General features: G+C 66.5%; 16 protein-coding genes and 1 pseudogene. 6 read left to right on the top strand and 11 right to left on the bottom strand.

What is annotated here, in order from left to right:
• Positions 1 to 2: 2 nt before the first annotated feature.
• The 3 genes and pseudogenes from AC3B6A_RS26205 to AC3B6A_RS26195 form a co-directional block, all read right to left on the bottom strand.
• Positions 3 to 770, bottom strand: a complete 768-nt coding sequence (locus tag AC3B6A_RS26205) for a hypothetical protein (protein WP_488403722.1) — start codon at positions 768 to 770, stop codon at positions 3 to 5.
• Positions 771 to 905: 135 nt separating this feature from the next.
• Positions 906 to 980, bottom strand: a pseudogene (locus tag AC3B6A_RS26200) (Crp/Fnr family transcriptional regulator); the annotation flags it as partial.
• A 40-nt stretch (positions 981 to 1,020) separates the two neighbouring features.
• Positions 1,021 to 1,809 carry an MmyB family transcriptional regulator gene (locus AC3B6A_RS26195; protein WP_488400016.1) on the bottom strand — a complete coding sequence of 263 codons (789 nt, stop codon included), beginning with the start codon at positions 1,807 to 1,809 and terminating at the stop codon, positions 1,021 to 1,023.
• A 130-nt stretch (positions 1,810 to 1,939) separates the two neighbouring features.
• Between AC3B6A_RS26195 and AC3B6A_RS26190 the strand changes: the two genes are divergently transcribed.
• Positions 1,940 to 2,341 (top strand): hypothetical protein, encoded by a 402-nt coding sequence (locus AC3B6A_RS26190; protein WP_488400015.1) that lies wholly within the window; start codon positions 1,940 to 1,942, stop codon positions 2,339 to 2,341.
• Positions 2,342 to 2,595: 254 nt separating this feature from the next.
• On the opposite strand, the gene AC3B6A_RS26185 is transcribed toward AC3B6A_RS26190, so the two are convergent.
• Positions 2,596 to 3,186, bottom strand: coding sequence for a 2-hydroxychromene-2-carboxylate isomerase (locus tag AC3B6A_RS26185; protein ID WP_488400014.1), 591 nt, complete (start codon positions 3,184 to 3,186; stop codon positions 2,596 to 2,598).
• A 34-nt stretch (positions 3,187 to 3,220) separates the two neighbouring features.
• A complete protein-coding gene (locus AC3B6A_RS26180) occupies positions 3,221 to 3,949 on the bottom strand; it encodes an SDR family oxidoreductase (protein ID WP_488400013.1) in 729 nt (242 codons plus the stop codon).
• A 102-nt stretch (positions 3,950 to 4,051) separates the two neighbouring features.
• Here AC3B6A_RS26180 and AC3B6A_RS26175 point away from each other — a divergent pair, with 102 nt between their 5' ends.
• Positions 4,052 to 4,633, top strand: coding sequence for a TetR/AcrR family transcriptional regulator (locus AC3B6A_RS26175; protein ID WP_488400012.1), 582 nt, complete (start codon positions 4,052 to 4,054; stop codon positions 4,631 to 4,633).
• Between the two features lie 189 nt (positions 4,634 to 4,822).
• Here AC3B6A_RS26175 and AC3B6A_RS26170 read toward each other — a convergent pair whose 3' ends face one another.
• The 6 genes from AC3B6A_RS26170 to AC3B6A_RS26145 form a co-directional block, all read right to left on the bottom strand.
• Positions 4,823 to 5,812 carry a sulfate/molybdate ABC transporter ATP-binding protein gene (locus tag AC3B6A_RS26170; RefSeq protein WP_488400011.1) on the bottom strand — a complete coding sequence of 330 codons (990 nt, stop codon included), beginning with the start codon at positions 5,810 to 5,812 and terminating at the stop codon, positions 4,823 to 4,825.
• A gap of 14 nt (positions 5,813 to 5,826) precedes the next feature.
• Positions 5,827 to 6,699, bottom strand: coding sequence for a sulfate ABC transporter permease subunit CysW (gene cysW, locus AC3B6A_RS26165; protein ID WP_488400010.1), 873 nt, complete (start codon positions 6,697 to 6,699; stop codon positions 5,827 to 5,829).
• A gap of 10 nt (positions 6,700 to 6,709) precedes the next feature.
• A complete protein-coding gene (gene cysT, locus AC3B6A_RS26160) occupies positions 6,710 to 7,528 on the bottom strand; it encodes a sulfate ABC transporter permease subunit CysT (RefSeq protein ID WP_488400009.1) in 819 nt (272 codons plus the stop codon).
• Positions 7,529 to 7,875: 347 nt separating this feature from the next.
• Positions 7,876 to 8,886 (bottom strand): sulfate ABC transporter substrate-binding protein, encoded by a 1,011-nt coding sequence (locus AC3B6A_RS26155; RefSeq protein ID WP_488400008.1) that lies wholly within the window; start codon positions 8,884 to 8,886, stop codon positions 7,876 to 7,878.
• 144 nt (positions 8,887 to 9,030) lie between these two features.
• On the bottom strand, positions 9,031 to 9,213 hold the full coding sequence (oscA, locus tag AC3B6A_RS26150; RefSeq protein ID WP_488400007.1) for a sulfur starvation response protein OscA: 183 nt from the start codon (positions 9,211 to 9,213) through the stop codon (positions 9,031 to 9,033).
• Between the two features lie 141 nt (positions 9,214 to 9,354).
• A complete protein-coding gene (locus AC3B6A_RS26145) occupies positions 9,355 to 11,628 on the bottom strand; it encodes a putative bifunctional diguanylate cyclase/phosphodiesterase (RefSeq protein WP_488400006.1) in 2,274 nt (757 codons plus the stop codon).
• Positions 11,629 to 11,795: 167 nt separating this feature from the next.
• On the opposite strand from AC3B6A_RS26145, the gene desA reads away from it, so the two are divergent.
• The 4 genes from desA to AC3B6A_RS26125 all read left to right on the top strand — a co-directional run bounded on the left by desA (position 11,796) and on the right by AC3B6A_RS26125 (position 16,559).
• Positions 11,796 to 12,977: a delta-9 fatty acid desaturase DesA gene (desA, locus tag AC3B6A_RS26140; protein WP_488400005.1), complete on the top strand. Its 1,182-nt coding sequence runs from the start codon at positions 11,796 to 11,798 to the stop codon at positions 12,975 to 12,977.
• A gap of 138 nt (positions 12,978 to 13,115) precedes the next feature.
• Positions 13,116 to 14,087 (top strand): GGDEF domain-containing protein, encoded by a 972-nt coding sequence (locus AC3B6A_RS26135; RefSeq protein ID WP_488400004.1) that lies wholly within the window; start codon positions 13,116 to 13,118, stop codon positions 14,085 to 14,087.
• 575 nt (positions 14,088 to 14,662) lie between these two features.
• Positions 14,663 to 15,154 carry a hypothetical protein gene (locus AC3B6A_RS26130; RefSeq protein ID WP_488400003.1) on the top strand — a complete coding sequence of 164 codons (492 nt, stop codon included), beginning with the start codon at positions 14,663 to 14,665 and terminating at the stop codon, positions 15,152 to 15,154.
• Positions 15,147 to 16,559: a hypothetical protein gene (locus AC3B6A_RS26125; protein ID WP_488400002.1), complete on the top strand. Its 1,413-nt coding sequence runs from the start codon at positions 15,147 to 15,149 to the stop codon at positions 16,557 to 16,559. Before AC3B6A_RS26130 ends, AC3B6A_RS26125 begins: the two co-directional genes overlap by 8 nt.
• The last annotated feature ends 31 nt before the right edge of the window (positions 16,560 to 16,590 follow it).

Raw genomic sequence — 16,590 nt, 5'->3', positions numbered from 1 at the left:
CCTTATTGCTGGCTGATCTGCATCAGCTGGCCGGACACCGCCCGGGCGTTGCGCTCGACGATGATCGGCGCCCAGGGCCGGCCCGAGGCGCTGACCACGCTGTTGCTCTTGCTGTTCATGTCCTGCAGCGCCTTGCTCAGGTACTCCCAGCGGGTGCGCAGCTTCTGGGTCGCGTCGCCCTCCGGCAGCTGGGCGATGCGCTGCGAGAGCAGCGGCAGCAGCACGCTCTCGTCCTGCCCGAGGTAGACCTGGGGCTGCTCGCGCGCCAGCTCCAGGCCGCTCATGTAGGCGCGGCCCAGGTACTGGGTGGCGAGGTATTCGACCCGCACCGGCAGCTCCCACAGCGGAATCTGGCTGGCATCGGCGCTGGCCGGGACGAAGCGCTCGATCCGCTCCAGCAGCCCGCGCAGGGCGCGGCTGAGGTCCTGGTTGTAGCGCCAGGGCAGGTCTTCTTCTTTGGGGCCGTAGGAAACGCCGTTGCGTATCTGGGTAACGAAGTCCGCGTGGGCCTTCTTCAGCGCCTCGTCGGATCTGGCGTAGGCCTTGATCGTCTGGTCCAGCGCGGCCAGGTCGTTTTCCAGTTGGACGGCGTGTTTTTCCTGGAAGCCTTCGCCGCGCAGCAGCAACAGGCTGTTGATCGAGCGGCAGGTGTTGACCTGCATGCCCTGCAATTGCAGTTCGTCGGTGGGCAGGTTGGCCTGGGCGGCGAGGGCGAGGAGTCCGAAACAGCACAGCAGGATACCGCGAAGCACATCGAGCTTTCGGAACATGGCTGGAGTTTCCTTATTGTTATTGTGTGCCGCGCCGGGCGCCGTCCGACGCCAGGGCTGCGACTCTCCCAAGGCTAGCGCCGAACGCCGCCCGTGCAACCGTCCGAAAGAGTGATTCACCGGGCTCGGGCGCGGGATGCGCTGGGCCTCCAGGCCCTTGAGGATCTGGTCGGTGGTCTGCCGCGACAGCGGGAGCATCGCCGCCAGCTGCAATGGAAACCCCCGTCGATCACCTTGCCCCGGCCGCCCGCTAGCCGGCGCCGTTGAGCTGGCGCAGGATTCGCGCGCTGTCGGGGTCGGCGGGGAAGAAGGTTTCCAGCGCCAGTTCCGACAGCGTCACGTCCACCGGCGTGCCGAACACCGTGATGGTGCCGATCAGGCTGCAGACGCCCAGGTCGGTCTGCAGCTGCACCGGGATCAGCACCATGTCGCCACTGGCCGCCTCGTCGCAGGGCGGCGCCGGATAGGCCGCGAGCTCCTCGCGCAGCGCCTGCAAGGCCGGGTCGCCGCTGGTTTCGAAGTCGCGTTGCAGACGCTCCAGCACATGCGCCTTCCACGGCCCGAGGTTGAGGATGCGCGGCGCCAGCCCGGCGGGGTGCAGGCTCATGCGCAGCACGTTGACCGGCGGCTGCAGCAGCTCCGGGGCCACGCCGACCAGGAAGATGCCCACCGTGCGGTTGGAGGCCAGCAGGTTCCAGTGGCGGTCCACCAGCATCGCCGGGTTCGGCTCGTGGGCCTTGAGCAACTGGTCGATGGCCTGTTTCGCCACGGTCAGCGCCGGGTCGTCCAGCTCGCGCTCGGCGTACACCGGCGCGTAGCCGGCGGCGCTGAGCAGGCGGTTGCGCTCGCGCAGCGGGATGTCCAGCTGTTCGGCGAGGTGCAGGAGCATCTCGCGGCTGGGCAGGGCGCGGCCGGTCTCGACGAAGCTCAGGTGGCGCGTGGAAATCTCCGCGTCGCAGGCGAGGTCGAGCTGGCTGAGTCGGCGGCGCTGGCGCCATTGGCGGAGCAGGGCGCCGACGGGGAGGCTGGGGCTGTTCATGGGAACGAACGATAGACCCGGGCTGGCGGCCCGGCCATTACCTGGCAGGTAATCGACCGGCCGCGCCGCCGGGCGGAACCTGTGGTCGTGCGCCGCCAATCGGCGGCGCCCCGCCGAAGGAGGATTCGCCATGACTCTGCTGCAACCGTCCCCGCTGCTTCGCCGCACCCTGCAGGCCGATGCCCTGGCCAGTGGCACCACTGGCCTGCTGATGGCGCTGGCCGCCTATCCCCTCGGCGAATTGCTGGGCGTGCCTTTCGTGCTGTTGCTGGTGGCCGGCATCGTGCTGCTGCCCTTCGCCCTGGTGCTGGCGTGGATGGCCAACCAGCCGGCGCTGTCGCGCGCCGGCGTGTGGGTGGTGATCGCCGCCAACCTGCTGTGGGTGATGGAAAGCCTGCTCCTGCTGGTCGGCGGCTGGGTGCAGCCGACCAGCCTGGGCTACGCCTTCATCATCGGCCAGGCGCTGGTGGTCGGGCTGCTCGCCGAGCTGGAATTCTTCGGCCTGCGCCGTTCCGCCGTCCTTGCCCTGTAATGGGCAAGTGGTTCGCGAGCAAGCTCGCTCCTGCAGGCCTGCGCCGGCGTGCTCTTCGTAGGAGCGAGCTTGCTCGCGAACATTCCCGGCACCGGCCTCTCCGGCAGCACCGCCGTTTGGGACAGGCATCTTTGTCGGATGGGCGCAGCGATACCCATGCGGTCGGTGCGCTGAATCGATGGGTATCGCTGCGCTCCACGCCATCCTACGCAAGTGGTCACCGGTGCGGCTGTAGGCGCTGCCCGCGAATCGCTTTACGCCAAGGCTTCGCGGACGAAATCCAGGCGGTCCTGGCCGAAGAACATCTCGTCGCCGACGAACATAGTCGGCGCCCCGAACATGCCACGCCTGATCGCCGCCTCGGTGTTGGCCTTCAGCGCGTCTTTCACCTCCTGCTCGGCGGTCAGCGCCAGCAGCGCCTGCGGATCGAAGCCCGCCGCGGCCAGCAGCGGACCGAGCACCGCCGGGTCGCCCAGGTTCAGCGCGTCCACCCACATGCCCTTGAACACGCAGGCCAGCAGCGCCTCGAAGCGCTCCGGCTGGCGCATCTGCACGCCGGTGGCGGCGCGCATCAGGGTCAGGGTGTTGATCGGGAAGTGCGGGTTCATCGTCAGCGGCACGCCATAGCGGCGGGCGAAGCGGGCGATGTCGATCAGGGTGTAGCGGCCCTTGGCCGGGATGGCGATGGGCGAGGCGTTGCCGGTGGCCTGGAACACGCCGCCCAGCAGCACCGGGCGATAGACCAGCCCGGCGCCGGTTTCGGCGCAGATTTTCGGCAACTGGGTGTAGGCCAGGTAGGAAGTCGGGCTGCCGAAATCGAAGTAGAACTCGACGCTTTTGCTCATGGGTGGCTCTCTTCTTCTTGTGGTTATGGGCTTGTCACCAGCGTTCTATCCACGGACGCAGATCCAGTTCGAAAGTCCACGCGTCCCTGGGTTGGGAGTGCAGATACCAGTAGCTGTCGGCGATGTGCTCGGGGTCGAGGATGCCGTCCTGGTCCTTCAACGCGTAGCGCTCGGGGAAATTGTCGCGGATGAATTCGGTGTCGATGGCACCGTCCACCACCACATGGGCGACGTGCAGGCCCATCGGCCCCAGTTCGCGCGCCATGCTCTGGGCCAGGGCGCGGATGCCGTGCTTGGCGCCGGCGAAGGCGGCGAATCCGGATGCGCCGCGCAGGCCGGCGGTGGCGCCGGTGAAGAGGAGGGTGCCGCGCTGGCGCCCGACCATGCGCTTGGCCACCTCGCGGCTGGTGAGGAAGCCGGAGAAGCAGGCCATTTCCCAGATCTTGAAATACTTGCGCGCGGTCTCTTCGAGGATGCTGCACGGCACGTTGGCGCCGATGTTGAAGACGAAGGCTTCGATCGGGCCGATGTCGCGCTCGATGGTTTCCACCAGCTCGATCACCGCCTCTTCCTTGCGCGCATCCGAGGCGAAACCGTGGGCCTCGCCGCCTTCGGCGCGGATGGCGTCCACCAGCGGCTGCAGCTTGTCCGCCGAGCGCCGGGTGACGCAGGCGACAAAGCCCTCGCGGGCGAAGCGGCGGGCGATGGCGCCGCCGGTGGCGTCGCCGGCGCCGATTACCAGCACGACTTTCTTGTTCGACATTCTCGTTTCCTCTGCGGTACGCGGAATTGGGTAAACGGTCGTTAGGTAAACGAACGTTATGTTAACCTCCGCCGTATCGTCAACCGCTTCCGGAGGCGCCCGATGCGCTATTCAGCCACCCACAAGGAAGAAACCCGCCAGCGCCTGCTCGACAGCAGCGGCGCGCTCGCCAAGCAGGGCGGCTTCGCCACCACCGGCGTGGACGGGCTGATGAAGGCGGTGGGGTTGTCCGGCGGGGCGTTCTACAACCACTTCGGATCGAAGGACGAGCTGTTCGTCGCCATCGTCCAGCGCGAGCTGCAGCAGAGCGTCGAGCGCCTCGCGGCCAAGGGCAAGGTGCTCGACCGCGCGCGCCTGGAGCGCGGGCTCAAGCGCTACCTGAACGTCACCCATGTGCAGGACGCGGCGGCCGGCTGCGCGATTCCGGCGTTGGGCGCGGAGATCGCCCGCGCCGAAGAATCCGTGCGGCACAGCGCCGAGGAGGCGCTGCTGGAATTGCAGCAGGCCTGGGCCGAGGCGCTGGGTTCGCCGGAGGATGCCTGGGCGCTGCTGGCGCAGTGCGTCGGCGCGCTGCTGCTGGCGCGGATGGTCGCCAGCGGGAAGACGCAGAAGGCGATCATCGAATCGAGCCGGGATTTCCTCTTGCGCCATCTGGACGAAGAAGGGCGGGATCAGGACCTGTAGGAGCGAGCTTGCTCGCGAACAAACCCCGCTGCGGGGCCAGGTTCGCGAGCAAGCTCGCTCCTACAGGCGTTCAACAGGCTGGCTCTCGTAGGAGCGGAGCTTCTCCGCGATGCTCTTCAGCGGGGCTGACCTTTCGCGGACAAGGTCCGCTCCTACGAAAGCGCCGTTGCCCCGGCGCAGGGGCGCCGGTCAGACATTCGCCACCGGATGGAACGCCTTCGGCTTGAAATACAGCGTCTCGCCGCGCGCCAGGCCCGTCAGGCTGTCGTGGTCCTTCACCACCTCGGCCTCGATCAGCTCGTCCTGGCCTTCCACCTTGAGGGTCACCCGGGTGATCGCGCCCAGCGGGCGGATCTCGCGGACTTCGGCGGCGCGGTGCTCGGCCACTTCGGAGCGCGACAGGGAAACCTCGTGCGGGCGGAACAGCAGGTGCTCGTCGCCGCCGATGTGCAGGCGGTTGGAGTCGCCGAGGAAGTGGTAGACGAAGTCGCTGGCCGGGTTCTCGTAGACCTCGCCGGGCGAGCCGATCTGCTCGATCACGCCCTTGTTCATCACCACGATGCGGTCGGCGACTTCCATCGCCTCTTCCTGGTCGTGGGTGACGAACACGGAAGTCAGGTTGATCTCCTCGTGCAGCCGCGCCAGCCAGCGGCGCAGCTCCTTGCGCACCTTGGCGTCGAGGGCGCCGAAGGGTTCGTCGAGCAGCAGGATCTTCGGTTCCACCGCCAGCGCGCGGGCCAGGGCGATGCGCTGGCGCTGGCCGCCGGAGAGCTGTTCCGGGTAGCGGTCGGCGAGCCAGTCCAGCTGCACCATGTTGAGCAGTTCGTGGACCTTCTCGGCGATGCGCGCTTCGCTCGGGCGCTCTTTCTTCGGCTTCATGCGCAGGCCGAAGGCGACGTTGTCGAACACCGTCATGTGGCGGAACAGCGCGTAGTGCTGGAACACGAAGCCGACGTTGCGGTCGCGCACGTCATGCTGCGAGACGTCCTCGCCGTGGAACGCGATGCTGCCGGCGTCCGGGGTCTCCAGGCCGGCGATGATGCGCAGCAGGGTGGTCTTGCCGCAGCCGGACGGGCCGAGCAGGGCGACCAGCTCGCCGCTGTGGATATCCAGGTTGATGTCGTTCAGCGCCTTGAAGGCGTTGAAGTGCTTGCTGACGTTACGGATTTCGATGCTCATGGCGTGGCTCTCATTTATTCATCGTCAGCTTTGACTTTGCTGCGGGACAGGCGCGACTCGCTCCACTGCTTGAGCAGCAGGATGACCAGCGCCATCAGCAGCAGCAGGGTGGCGACGCTGAAAGCGGCGACGTGGTTGTACTCGTTGTAGAGAATCTCGACGTGCAGCGGCAGGGTGTTGGTGACGCCGCGGATGTGCCCGGAGACCACCGACACCGCGCCGAACTCGCCCATCGCCCGCGCGGTGCAGAGCACCACGCCGTAGATCAGGCCCCATTTGATGTTCGGCAGGGTCACGTGCCAGAACATCTGCCAGCCGTTGGCGCCGAGCAGGCGCGCGGCCTCTTCCTCCTGGGTGCCCTGTTCCTGCATCAGCGGGATCAGCTCGCGGGCGACGAAGGGGAAGGTGACGAAAATGGTCGCCAGGACGATGCCGGGCACGGCGAAGACGATCTGGATGTCGTGGTCGGAAAGCCACTGGCCGAAGTAGCCCTGGGCGCCGAACAGCAGCACGTAGATCAGGCCGGCGATCACCGGCGAGACCGAGAACGGCAGGTCGATCAGGGTCACCAGGAGGCTCTTGCCGGGGAACTCGAACTTGCTCACGCACCAGGCGGCGGCGACGCCGAACACCAGGTTCAGCGGCACCGAGATGGCCACGGCGAGCAGGGTGAGTTTCAGCGCGGCGATGGCGTCGGGCTCGGCGATGGCGGTGAAGAAGGTGCCCAGGCCCTCCTTCAGCGCTTCGCTGAGCACCACGAACAGCGGCAGCAGCAGGAACAGGGCGAAGGCCAGCCAGGCCAGGCCGATCAGGGCGCGGCGGCCCCAGACATTGCCCCGGCGGGCGGCGTTGGCGGCAGCCGCGGCGGAAAGGCTTGCGGTACTCATGGCGCGCTCCTCAGGGCGTTTCGATGCGGCGTTGCAGCAGGTTGATCAGCAGCAGCAGGACGAAGGCGACGACCAGCATCAGCACGCCGATGGCGGTGGCGCCGGTGTAGTCGTACTGGTCCAGCTTGACCATGATCAGCAGCGGCAGGATCTCGGTCTTCATCGGCATGTTGCCGGCGATGAAGATCACCGAGCCGTACTCGCCGACGCCGCGGGCGAAGGCCAGGGCGAAGCCGGTCAGCCAGGCGGGCAGCAGCGCCGGCAGCAGCACGTGGCGGAACACCTGCAGCGGTCTGGCGCCCAGGCAGGCGGCGGCTTCCTCGACTTCACGCGGGATATCCGCCAGCACCGGCTGCACCGTGCGTACCACGAAGGGCAGGACCACGAAGGTCAGCGCCAGGGTGATGCCCAGCGGGGTGTAGGCGATCTTCAGGCCGATCTCGGTGGCGAAGCGACCGACCAGGCCATTGGGCGCATACAGCGCGGTGAGCGCGATGCCGGCCACGGCGGTGGGCAGGGCGAAGGGCAGGTCGATCATCGCGTCGATGATCTTGCGCCCGGGGAAGCGGTAGCGCACCAGCACCCAGGCCAGCAGGGTGCCGATCACGCCGTTGATCAGCGCGGCGACCAGCGCGGTGCCGAAGCTCAGCTTGAGCGCGGCGATGACGCGCGGCGCGGTGATGATGGCCCAGAACTGATCCCAGGAGAGCTGGGTGGTCTTGAGGAACATGGCCCCCAGCGGAATCAGCACCAACAGGCTGAGATACACCAGGGTGTAGCCCAGAGTCAGCCCGAAGCCGGGTATGACCGGGGAGATGCGTCGTGACATGTTCTGTCCTTACTCTGCGTTGGAACGCTTGGTTTCTCTGGAGCTGGTAGCAGGGCGGAAGTCGATTTCTACTTCCACCATCGGCACCCGCACGGAGGCCGGTGGTGGATCGGTGAAGCGCGATCCACCCTACGTGCTGGAGTCCGATCCGGTCGTAGGGTGGAAGTCGCTTTTTACTTCCACCATCGGCACTCGTGGGGAGGCCGGTGGTGGATCGGTGAAGCGCGATCCACCCTACGTGCTGGAGTCCGATCCGGTCGTAGGGTGGAAGTCGCTCTTTACTTCCACCGTCGGCGCTCGTGCGAAGGCCGGTGGTGGATCGATGAAGCGCGATCTGCCCGACTTGCTCATTGCGCCTGGTAGATCCTGTCGAAGATGCCGCCGTCGTTGAAGAACCTGGGCTGCGCGACTTTCCAGCCGCCGAAGTCCTTGTCGATGGTCACCAGGTTGAGTGTCGGGAACTGCTTGGCGAACTCGGCGGCGACCTTCTCGTTGCGCGGGCGGTAGAAGTTCTGCGCGGCGATGCGCTGGCCTTCTTCGCTGTACAGGTACTTCAGGTATTCCTCGGCGACCTTGCGCGTGCCTTTCTTGTCGACGGTCTTGTCGACCACGGCCACCGGCGGTTCGGCAAGGATGGACACCGACGGGACGACGATCTCGAAGTTCTCGCCGCCCTGTTCCTTCTTGGCCAGGAAGGCTTCGTTCTCCCAGGCCAGCAGCACGTCGCCGATGCTGTTGTTGACGAAGGTGATGGTCGAGCCGCGGGCGCCAGTGTCCAGAACCGGCACGTGCTTGTACAGGTCCTGCACGTAGGCTTGCGCCTTCTCGTCGCTGCCGTACTGCTTCTTCGCCCAGGCCCAGGCGGCGAGGAAGTTCCAGCGGGCGCCGCCGGAGGTCTTCGGGTTGGGGGTGATGACTTCCACGCCCTGCTTGGTCAGGTCGCCCCAGTCCTTGATGCCTTTCGGGTTGCCCTTGCGCACCAGGAACACGATGGTCGAGGTGTAGGGGGTGCTGTTGTCCGGCAGGCGCGCCTGCCAGTCGGCGGGCAGCAGGTTGCCCAGCTTGTTCAGTTCGTCGATGTCGCCGGCCAGGGCCAGGGTCACCACGTCGGCCTTCAGCCCGTCGATCACGGCGCGGGCCTGCTTGCCGGAGCCGCCGTGGGACTGCTGCACGGTCAGGTCGTCGCCGCCCTGGGCCTTCCAGTGCTTGATGAAGGCGGCGTTGTAGGCCTGGTACAGCTCGCGGGTCGGGTCGTAGGAAACGTTCAGCAGTTGGGTCGCGGCCGAGACCGGGCCGGCAATCAGGGTAGAAGCCAGTGCGCTGGCGAGGGCGGCAAAGGCGAAACGGCGGATGGACATGTGCAGCTCCTGAAGAGTCATTGGCTTGGCAGGTCTTGTAAGGGCGTGCTCAGCTGCGCATTCGCGGCTGGCTGCTGCAGTACCGGTGGGGCATGGCGACGCTCCGGTTGTCCGGTCATGTCACGGGTTGAGTGCGCGCAGGTCTCAGGCTTGTTTGCCGGTGCTCTGTTGCAGGCGGAATTTTTCCTTGCGCTCGATCTGCACCACCTGGCCGTTGTGCACGGTGATCTCGACGGCGCCGAAGCGCAGGCCACGCAGGGCGCTTTGCACTTCGCGCAGGATGTTGGCTTCGTCCTGGCCGTCCAGGCTACGGAGGGGGGCGCTCATGGGGTGTCTGCTCCTGATGGGTTGACAGCCGGCTGTTTCAACGGACGGCCGCGCGGTGTGAGCGCATCTTAGGCAGGAGCCGATTATTCTTAAAAATACTGTTTAAGAATTTTTATATATCAGAAAGTTTTTACAGGGCTTTCACCGGATGTCGCGCGGCAGTTGCGGCAGCAGGGTGCCGGCCGGTTGCGGTGCGCCGTACCAGTAGCCCTGGCCGAGATCGCAGGCGTGGGTGAGGAGGAACGCCGCCTGGTCCGGGCGCTCGATGCCCTCGGCGACCACCTGCAGGCCCATGCTGTGGCCCAGGGCGATCACCGCGCAGGCGATGGCGGCATCCTCGGAGTCATCCGGCAGGCCGGCGACGAAACCCTGGTCGATCTTCAGCTTGTGCACCGGCATGCGCTTGAGGCGCATCAGTGAGGAATAGCCGGTGCCGAAGTCGTCGATGGCCAGGTGCACGCCGAGCAGGCGCAGCTGGCAGAGCAGTTCCAGGGCCTGGTCGAAGTTCTCCATCACCGCGCTTTCGGTGACTTCCAGCTCCAGGTGGTGCGGTTCCAGGCCGCTCTGTTGCAGGGCCAGGGCGACGCGCTCTTCCAGGCCGCCGCGGTCGAACAGCCGGCTGGAGACGTTGACCGCGATGAAGTCCAGGGTGATCCCGGCGTCCAGCCATGCGCGCATCTGCCGGCAGGCCTGCTCCAGGATCCAGGCGTCGATGGCGGTGATCAGACCGCTTTCCTCGGCCACCGGGATGAACTCGCTCGGCGGCACCAGGCCGCGCTGCGGATGCTGCCAGCGCACCAGCGACTCGACGCCGACCATGCGCCCGCTGGCCAGGTCGTGCACCGGCTGGAAGTAGATGCGCAGCTCGTCGTGGTCCAGCGCATGGCGCAGGGCGGCTTCCACCTGCACGTGGGAGCGCGCGCGGGCGGTCAGCTCGGGGGTGTAGAAGGCGTACAGGCTGCGGCCGCTGGTCTTGGCCTGGAACAGCGCGGCGTCGGCGTGCTGCATCAGGTGGTCGACGTTGTTGGCGTCCTCGGGGAACAGGCTCACGCCAAGGCTGACGGACATGTAGATGGTCTGCCCGCTGACCTCGAACGGCGCGTTCATCGCCTCCAGCAGGCGCTGGGCGAGGCTGCTGGCGTGCTGTTGCTGCAGGCTTTCGAGGATCACCGCGAACTCGTCGCCGCCCAGCCGCGCCAGGGTGCAGCGCTTGTCGAGGCAGCCCTGCAGGCGTTCGGCGATGGCCTTGATCAGCAGGTCGCCGGTGCTGTGCCCGAGGCTGTCGTTGATGTGCTTGAAGTGGTCCAGGTCGATGTTCAGCAGGGCGCCGCCGCCCTGTTCGCGTTCGGCGCGGGCCAGCGCCTGCTCGATGCGCTCGCGCAGCAGCAGGCGGTTGGGCAGGCCGGTGAGCGGGTCGTGGTGGGCGAGGAAATCCAGCTCGTGCTGCGAACGCTTGAGGCTGCTGAGGTCGGAAAACACCGCCACATAGTGGGTCAGCTCGCCCTGGTCGTTACGCACCGCGCGGATGTGCTGCCACTGCGGGTACACCTCGCCGCTCTTGCGGCGGTTCCAGATTTCGCCGCTCCACACGCCGTCGCGCTGCAGGGCGTCCCACATGCCTTGGTAGAAGGCGGCGTTCTGCCGCCCGGACTTGAGGATCGACGGCTGGCCGCCGAGCACGTCCCCGGCCGCGTAGCCGGTGATGCGCGAGAACGACGGGTTGGTGTGCACGATGATGCCCCGGCTGTCGGTGACCAGCAGGCCTTCCTGGGTCGCTTCGAACACCGCCGCGGCCTGGCGCAGGTGGTCTTCGTTGTTGCGCTGGCGGGTGATGTCGCGGTTGATGCTGGTCATGCGCAGCGTTTCGCCGCTGGCGCTGCGCTCGACGCGGCCGCGGGCGTGGATCCAGCGGTAGCCGCCGTCGCTGTGGAGGATGCGGTAGACGCAGTCGAGGCGCTCGCTGAGGCCGTCGATGTGGTCCCGGTAGGCGGCGAGGGTGGCGTCGCGGTCCTCGGGGTGCAGGCGGTTTTCCCAGAGCAGGAAATCGTCGCTCAGGTGCTCGGCGGGCAGGCCGATCAGGCTGGCGTAGCCCTGCGAGTAATGGACGCGCTGGCTGCGCAGGTCCCAGTCCCAGACCCCGTCCTCGGCCACGTTGAGCGCGCGGCTCAGGCGTTCCTCGCGGTCGGCCATGGCGTTGAAGGTCGCCTGCTGGTTGCGGAACTGCCGGTTCAGCAGGAGGAACAGCAGCAGCGCGCTGACGACCAGGAACGCGAACTTCTTGGCGGTCATCCAACGCAGGGTCTGGACCGGCTCGGTGAAGACCATTTGTAACCAATGATCACTCACCAGTATCCAGAGGGAAGCGAGCACCAGGTACAGCAGGCTGATGCGCAGGGCGCTAAGACGTGGGTTCATGCGGTGGCGAGGCGAAGGTATTGGCTGCGCAGTATAAAGGATGAGCAGAGGTGGGCGTTCATATCTAAAAGACCGGATGGTTTTCCGGACCCGCTTGGTGATAATGCCAGCTGACTTTGTCCGGCAAAGTCGCTCTTTCACACCACCCCCGAGGTTCATCATCGACCATGTGGTACAACGGTTTCCTTGACCTGTCGCCGTGGCAACTGGTGGCGGTCACCCTGCTCCTGACGCACGTCACCATCGTCAGCGTCACCGTGTATCTGCACCGCTATTCGGCGCACCGCGCGCTCGAACTGCACCCCGTGCTGCAACACTTCTTCCGTTTCTGGCTGTGGATGACCACGGGCATGAACACCCGCGAGTGGACCGCCATCCACCGCAAGCACCACGCCAAGTGCGAAACCGCCGAGGACCCGCACAGCCCGGTGTTCAAGGGCCTGGGCACCGTCCTGCGGCGCGGCGCCGAGCTCTATCGCGAGGAAGCGAAGAACGCCGACACCCTGCGCATCTACGGCAAGAACTGCCCGGACGACTGGCTGGAGCGCAACGTCTACGGCCGCTTCCCGCTGGGCGGCATCTCGCTGATGCTGCTGATCGACGTCGCCCTGTTCGGCGCCCTCGGCCTGACCGTCTGGGCCGTGCAGATGGCGTGGATCCCGCTGTGGGCCGCCGGCGTGGTCAACGGCCTGGGGCATGCGGTCGGCTACCGCAACTTCGAGTGCCGCGACGCCGCCACCAACCTGGTGCCCTGGGGCATCCTCATCGGTGGCGAGGAGCTGCACAACAACCACCACACCTACCCGAACTCGGCCAAGCTGTCGGTGAAGACGTGGGAGTTCGACCTGGGCTGGGCCTGGATCAAGCTGTTCAGCTTCCTGCGCCTGGCCAGGGTCGCCCGCGTGGCGCCGATCGCCCACCGCGTGGAAGGCAAGGGCAGCCTGGACATGGACACCGCCATGGCCATCCTCAACAACCGCTTCCAGATCATGGCCCAGTACCGCAAGCTGGTGATCGGCCCGCTGGTGAAGCAGGAGCTGGCCAAGGCCGACGCGTCCGTGCGCCACCTGTTCCGCCGCGCCAAGCGCCTGCTGTCCCGCGAGACCAGCCTGCTGGAAGAGCGCCACCAGGCGCGCATCCAGGACCTGCTGGCGCAGAGCGCGGCGCTGACGGTGATCTACGAGAAGCGCCTGGCGCTGCAGCAGATCTGGGTCAAGACCAGCGCCAATGGCCACGACATGCTGGCGGCCATCAAGCAGTGGGTGCAGGAGGCGGAAGCCAGCGGCATCCAGTCCCTGCGCGAGTTCGCCGAACAGCTCAAGACCTACTCGCTGCGCCCCGCCATGTAAACGTGAACTACCGTCCACGGACGATGTGAAGCCGTTTGCAAGAAAAGCCCGCCGTTCGGCGGGCTTTTCGTTTATTTTGCAACGGCCTGACGTAGTTTGCGGTCAGAGCCCCGGTCAATGAGCGGGAGGCGCCGACACATGGATGAACCCAACAAGATGCCTGTGGATCAGGATGAAGCCTTGCTGGCGCTGCTGCACAGCCGCGCCGAGGTGCAGCGGCTGAAGGAGCGCGAACAGCTCTTCAGCGCCCTGCTGGCCAGCATCAATTCGGTGCTCTGGGCCTTCGACTGGCAGGCCCAGCGCATGGTCTATGTCAGCCCCGCCTACGAACGCATCTTCGGACGCTCCGCGGCCCTGCTGCTGGCGGACTACAACGAGTGGCGCAACTGCATCTATCCCGATGACCTGGACTACGCCCAGAGCAGCCTGCAGGAAGTGCTCGAACGTGGCGCCATCGAGCAGCGCGAATACCGCATCCTGCGTGCCGACGGCGAGGTGCGCTGGCTCAGCGACAAGTGCTTCGTCAGCCAGCACGGCGAGGCCGGGCTGCCGCAGCTGATCGTCGGCATCGCCGACGACATCACCGACAAGAAGCACATGGAGACCGAGCTGCACCGCCTGGCCACCACCGACGTGCTGACCCAGAGCAGCAACCGCCGCTACTTCTTCGACAGCGCCGAGCAGGCGTTCCGCGACTGTAAGGCGAGCTCCACCCCGCTGGCGTTCCTCCTGCTGGACGTCGACGATTTCAAGAAGGTCAACGACGTCTACGGCCACCAGGTCGGCGACGTGGTGCTGCAGCGCATCGCCCAGAGCGGGGCGGGTGCGCTGCGCCGGGGCGACCTGTTCGGCCGCATCGGCGGCGAGGAATTCGCCGTGCTGTTGCCGGGCTGCAACGAGACGACGGCGCGGCTGATCGGCGAGCGCCTGCAGCGGGAAGTCCAGCGCCTGCGCTTCAACGAGGCCGAGCATTACTTCAGCGTGACCATCAGCCAGGGGCTGACCCTGCTGCAGCCGGACGACCAGAATCTGTCGGCCCTCTACAGCCGCGCCGACGCGGCGTTGTACCAGGCCAAACGCACCGGCAAGGACCGCATCGTTCAAGGATGAAACACTGCCAGCCGTTCCAGGCTGGCAGGATTAATACTTTTCGACTAATACCACTGTTACAGGGCGGAGAATAAGCCGCGCTGCCAAATCAACGATGACATTAAATTGGCGGCTTGATAATCAATGAGTTACAAGTGTGTGTCTGCCTTTTGTCGGATTATTGGCGGCTCGGTGCTTCATTGATTGACACGCATCAGGCCGCCCCACTATTACTAATCACATAGCAATATCGTGTGGTGTCTGGATGAGACACCAGGGGAGTTGTCCCACGAGCAGCGTGTCACGGAAGATTCGATTCACCCCCCTGTCTTCCCGTCACCTCCCGTTCCCAGTCCGAGCGCTTCCGTAGCTTTTGCCGCAACGGAAGCGAGGTATTTTTCACTGTCGTTTCCCGGAATTTCGGAGTTGGCCGAAGGGCGGTAGCTTTGCCCGGCGGAAAGCAGCGGCCATTTCAGGGATAGCAGTCTGATCAATCGCTGATCGAATCGGGTCATTCGAACTCGGGCGGTAGCTTTGTCTTCGAATTTCGCCAGAGGCCCGGCGCACGGCGATCTCCGCTAGCGGAGCCACTGTCGATGAGCGCAGAAGAAATGCCGGCCGGTGCAACTTCGGTTGCCGCCGGGGCAGACGCAAAAGCCTTGCTCGCAAACGTCCGGGTCATTGCGCGCAAGTGCATATCCGAGCGGCCTGTCCGAAAAACTGGCGCCAATACTTCGAAGTTCAAAGGGAAGTTTCATCCAGCCTTCGGATTCATGGCCGGATGTATTAACTCCGCTGTTCGAAGACTCACTTGCGCCGAACTTCCGACGGCACTTCAAAAGCACCATTCGCTATTTTCCTTATTGCTGAAACTGCAACTTTGTCCCCGTTCGGAAGTTTCCCCTCCGGCACTCGCCCGCGATGTGCCGTTCACGCATCCCGTCCCCGCCCTGACCGGGTACCCGAAGTGGGCGACGGAATTCCGGCGCGAACGCGCGCCCCATGCCGGCCGCAGGTGCCGGCATCACGACGAGAGCCGTGCGGCCCGCTGCGCCCCGCGCTCGCTAGGGAGTCAGGCTGATGACTGAACAATCCTTCCGCTCCAACTATGCCTGTGTGGTCGGTGGCGCAGGCCCGGCAGGCATGGGGTTCCTGTTCAACGCCTACAAGACCGGAGCGCTGGCCAGCCTGGCGCGCGCCGGCCTGCTGGTGGTGGACGCCGCGCAGGCGGTCGGCCGTGGCCGGCTGGGGGACTACCACATCACCGCCAACTCGGTGGGCGACGTATTCCTCGACTGCCTGCGCGATCCGGCGCTGCTGCCGATCTTCGCGCCGCTGGAGCATTCGGCGGCCTTCCGCCGCCTGCGTGAAGACCCCAACGGGGCGCCGATGCTCACCCAGGTCGGCGAGCTGCTGGCCCATGCCTCGACGCTGTTCATGCGCTACGTCACCCGCCATCTGGGGGTCGAGGTCGCGCTGGGCACCCGCATCGAGAAGATCACCGCCCACGACGACGGCGGTTTCCAGCTGGCCCTGCGCAGCGGCTCCTGCTCCTGGCAGGTGGAGGCGGGCGGGCTGGTGCTCAACCTCGGCGGCCGGCAGAACCGCGAGTACCTGCACTGGAGCCTGGCCGAGCAGGACCTGCACCTGGGCGCCGACGGCCCCATCGTCTATTCCTCCGACGCGCTGCTCAGCCTGAGCCCCGCCGAACTGGTGGAGCTGTTCGGCGACCGCGTGGCCCCGGACAGCCGCTTCACCGTGGTCGGCGGTTCCCACAGCGCCTTCTCGGTGCTCGACAACCTCGCCTGCGCCCTCGACTGCCTCGGTCTCGAACGCCTGACCCTGCTGCATCGCGCGCCGATCCGCCTGTTCTTCGAGAGCGTCGAGGAAGCCCGCGCCGCCGGCTACGTGGTGGACGAGGGCATGGACGTGTGCCCGGTGTCCGGCCGCGTCAACCGCTCCGGCGGGCTGCGCTACCGCGCGCACCAGGTGGGCACCGACGTGCTCGCCAGCGGCCACGTCAGCGGCACCCGGGTCAAGGTGGAGATGCTGCGCCTGGAGGACCGCTCGCCGGCCGTGCGCGAGCGCCTGGAGCAGTGCTGCAGCGAGCCGGGGGTGATGGTCCAGGCGATCGGCTACCAGCCCTGCCTGCCGGCGCTGCGGTATGCCAACGGCGAGCCGTTGCAGATACGCGAGAGCAAGGGCGGGCTGGATTCCGACGCCGCCGGCTGCCTGCGCGACATCAACGGGCGGCCGATCCCGGGGCTGTACAGCTTCGGCCTCGGCTCGGGGCTCGCGGCCAACCCGATGCTCGGCAGCGAGCGCTCCTTCGACAGCCGCATCTACGGCGTCTGGCAGTTCCACCACGATGCCAGCGGCCGGGTCATCGAGGCGCTGCAGGAACACCTGGCCAGCCGCGCGCAGCCGGCAGCGGCGCCGGCGCCGGACGTCCCGCTCGACGGCGCGCCCTTCGCGCTCTCCGCGCTGGGCTGAGCGGCGCGCCAGCCGCCATCAAGGGATTTTC

The sequence above is a fragment of the Pseudomonas sp. B12(2026) genome, assembly GCF_057767015.1.
Note: the sequence above shows the minus strand (reverse complement) of the source record. Positions and strands in the feature narration are given on the sequence as shown.